Genomic DNA, 3,227 nt, shown 5'->3' with positions numbered 1-3,227 from the left:
GCGCAGAAGGCGCGGCCGGCACCGCTCAGCACGAGAACGCGGATGGACTTGTCGCTCTGGATGCGATCCAGCGCGATGCGTAGCTCGGCGTGCATCTCGCCGGTAAAGCTGTTGAGTTTGTCAGGACGGTTCAAGGTCAGGCGGGCAATGCCGGCGTCGACCGTGAAGGTGATGGTTTGGAAGTTCATGGCGATAACTCAAATGTAGTAGCGAGGTTGCATTACGAAGCGGTTGGCCAGGCAGGCGGCATCGGGGTAGAAGGCGTTGGCGGCAGGATCGCCGCCGGTGTCATGGTAGTCTGAGTCGGCCTCCGTGGCATCGTTAACTCGGACCCGGCGTGTAAATGACCGGTGGTCAGAGTGTTATCAGATTGATTGTTGATTTTGCTGTTGTTGGAGTATTGGTGGCAGTGGATACTTCTGGAATATTTGGCGGAATGGTGTAAAGTTAGTTCAGAAATTATCGTTTTGAGGTGAAAAGATGGCTATCCAATCAGTGACTTCCAGCATCAATGCGTATGCCAATGCGGGCACTCAGAGCAGTCAGGCTACTCAGGTCCAGCAGGTGCAACAGGCCGAAAAGCGCGAGCCACGGCCGGAAGAGCGGGTCGAGCGTAGCGAAGAGCCGGCGCGCCCGGTCAAGAATGCGCAGGGTCAGGAGACTGGCACCTTGGTCAACGTGACGGCCTGATAAGCGGATTCGTAGCGGGCGGTTGGTGAGACGAAATGGCAGTGTCGCCGGCATCGGGCGCTCAATCGGCCAGCAGTGGGCTTTGGGCGCAACTCCAGTTGCAACAGGCGCGGCGTAATGCTGATCAGGCAGAGCAGCAGGCTGCGGCCTTGCAGGCTCAGGCACAGTCAGCACAGAGTGTGGCCGATCGCGCGCAGGAAAATGCCCGTTCGTTGCAGGTCGAGTCGCAACAGGCGCGAGGCGATGCCAGCCAGGCCAGACTCAATCTGGCAACCCTGAATTCGGTTGGCGAAGTACAGAGCCAGCTGGGTGAATTGCAAACGCAGATCAGCCAGGTGCTTCAGTCGGCGCCGCGGGTGGCGACAACGACAACCGTGGCACCGGTCGTCAATACGTCCGGCCAGCCGACAGGAACGCTGGTCAACGTGACGGCGTGATCTGATTTGTTGATCGGCAACGAGGCGCTACGGCGCCTGTTTTTTTGCCTGCTGATTGGCACCAGCTTTGGTATCGTTCTGTCTTATCCCTATCGAATGACATAAAAGGAATCCGACTCGTGCTTGAAAACCATTGGTGTGCCTCTGTAGACGCCACCGTTCAATTGCGTACCGGCTGCAATCCGCTCGAAAAACACGGACCGCAGGCGGTGCTCGTCCATGCCGATGCCTGGGCGCCGATGGACGCCGTGGCTGACCCGCACGATATTCGCCAGGTGGTCGATTACGAGGTGATCTTTCTGGCTATCCGAAAACTGGAGGGCAAGGCGCACTGCGAGTGCCTGGAGTCCAGCATTCTGGATGTCATGAACGCCATTTTCGGCATGGCCATCGTCAGTTCGGCGCATGTGTCGATGCGCAAGCCGCATGTCTATAACGGCCAGGGAACGCCGGCCATTTCGCTTTCCCTGACGCGCGAGCAGTGGGCCAAGAGCCAGCGGTGATCTCGGCTATCGGGGCAGTGGCCAGCAACGGCATGCTCGGCCTGGACGGCTGGCTGCCTTGGGATATTCCCGAGGAACTAGCCTATTTCGAACAAACCGTGGCCGGCGCGGCGCTGGTTATCGGTCGCCTGACTTACGAGTCGATGGATGTGGTGCCGGTCGACTCCTTCGTCGTCAGTCGCCAGCCCGATCTGGCCTTGCGCCCGGGGTGCACCCGTGTGGCCTCGGTGGAGGAGGGGTTGCGGGCAGCGCTGGCGACCGGCAAGCCGGTTTTCGTTATTGGCGGGGCTTCGATCTACGCGGCGGCCTGGCCTTATTGCCATCGTTTCTACCTGACCCGGATCGAACAGGCGTATTCCGGCGATACGCCCTTTCCGGCTGACATTCCGCTCGATGCCTGGCCGATTCATGAAGAGTCGGTCAAGGTTTTTCGGGAGCGGCATAGCAATCGGGATGTGACCTGTCGCTTCGTGCAATATCGGCAGCTCAGCCCGCGCCCATTGCCGGCGCTGCATATTGATTAGATCTTGAAATCCCGGTTGGCCGCTTATTCTTCCTTGATCAGCCGCGCCCAAATAAGGTTTCAGGCTTAAAAAAACTGCTTAAAAAAGGCTTGCGCTGGCCCGTGGTTTTTTCTATGATTAAAACGAACGTATGAATTATACGAAAGCAGAGGCCCCTCATGGAAGTCCGTACTGTCGATACCCGCGAACGCATTCTCGATGCCGGCGAGCGCTTGTTCATGGCGCATGGCTACGAGGGCACATCGATGCGCCAGATTACCGGCGAGGCTGCTGTCAATCTGGCGGCGGTCAATTATCACTTCGGCTCCAAAGAGTCGTTGATGCAGGAAGTCTTTCGGCGTCGGCTCGATTGGCTCAACGACGAGCGGATGCGCGTGCTCGATGAACTGGAGTCCGAGGCGGCCGGCCAGCCGGTCAAGCCATCGGCCATCGTCGATGCCTTTTTTGGCACCCTGTTGCGCATGGCTGGCGACGAAAACCGCGGCGGTATGACCTTTCTGCGCTTGCTCGGGCGGACGCTGACTGAACCTTCCGAGTTCATCCGCGCGTTCCTGGCGCACGAGTACCAGACGGTCATGGATCGCTACAAGGAGGCGCTGTTCAAGGCGCTGCCCGAGGTGCCCAAGGCCGAGATTGTCTGGCGTTTTCATTTCATGCTCGGCGCTACGTCCTACGCCATCGCCGGTACTGATGCCCTGCGCCTGGTCACCGACTGGCAGATCGAGGACGAGGATTCGACCGATCGGCTGGATCGCCTGGTGCCGCGCCTGATGTCTTTCCTGCTCGGCGGCTTGCGGGCGCCATTGCCGCAGTTTTGATGGATGCCACGGTCAACGGCAAAAAACGACCAAAATTAAAAAGACATAAAAGGAGACAACAGCATGTTCAATAACCTCATCCCTCTGCTCGGGGCGTTAGCCCTGGTGGCTTTGGCCGGGTTGATCCTGATTCGGCCCTTGCGCCGAAGCATCATCACCCGGCCCATTTTTTCCACCTATCGCAAGGTGTTGCCGCAGATGTCGGATACCGAGCGCGACGCACTCGAAGCCGGTAGCGTCTGGTGGGAGGGCGAG

7 protein-coding genes are annotated in these 3,227 nt (G+C 58.9%); 6 read left to right on the top strand and 1 reads right to left on the bottom strand.

The features are described 5' to 3' along the window. Window positions 1-188, bottom strand: a 188-nt coding sequence (locus ADADOO_RS09270) for an enoyl-CoA hydratase-related protein (RefSeq protein WP_511276950.1), incomplete at its 3' end; no start/stop codon positions are given. A 292-nt stretch (window positions 189-480) separates the two neighbouring features. Here ADADOO_RS09270 and ADADOO_RS09265 point away from each other — a divergent pair. From ADADOO_RS09265 to ADADOO_RS09240, 6 genes are all read left to right on the top strand, one after another. Then, entirely contained in the window at window positions 481-690 is a 210-nt protein-coding gene (locus tag ADADOO_RS09265) for a hypothetical protein (RefSeq protein WP_511276948.1), read from the top strand. A 35-nt stretch (window positions 691-725) separates the two neighbouring features. Then, on the top strand, window positions 726-1,127 hold the full coding sequence (locus tag ADADOO_RS09260; protein ID WP_511276947.1) for a hypothetical protein: 402 nt from the start codon (window positions 726-728) through the stop codon (window positions 1,125-1,127). Window positions 1,128-1,246: 119 nt separating this feature from the next. Beyond that, window positions 1,247-1,630, top strand: a complete 384-nt coding sequence (locus tag ADADOO_RS09255) for a dihydroneopterin aldolase (RefSeq protein WP_511276945.1) — start codon at window positions 1,247-1,249, stop codon at window positions 1,628-1,630. Beyond that, window positions 1,627-2,154 (top strand): dihydrofolate reductase, encoded by a 528-nt coding sequence (locus ADADOO_RS09250; protein ID WP_511276943.1) that lies wholly within the window; start codon window positions 1,627-1,629, stop codon window positions 2,152-2,154. The genes ADADOO_RS09255 and ADADOO_RS09250 overlap by 4 nt, the downstream gene beginning before the upstream one ends. Window positions 2,155-2,312: 158 nt before the next feature. Continuing rightward, entirely contained in the window at window positions 2,313-2,972 is a 660-nt protein-coding gene (locus ADADOO_RS09245; protein WP_511276941.1) for a TetR/AcrR family transcriptional regulator, read from the top strand. A gap of 63 nt (window positions 2,973-3,035) precedes the next feature. Then, window positions 3,036-3,227: hypothetical protein (locus tag ADADOO_RS09240; RefSeq protein WP_511276939.1), on the top strand; the 192-nt coding region annotated here is incomplete at its 3' end.

The sequence above is a fragment of the Azonexus sp. genome, assembly GCF_036170495.1.
Taxonomy (GTDB): domain Bacteria; phylum Pseudomonadota; class Gammaproteobacteria; order Burkholderiales; family Rhodocyclaceae; genus Azonexus.
This window is presented reverse-complemented; position numbering and strand designations above follow the sequence as displayed.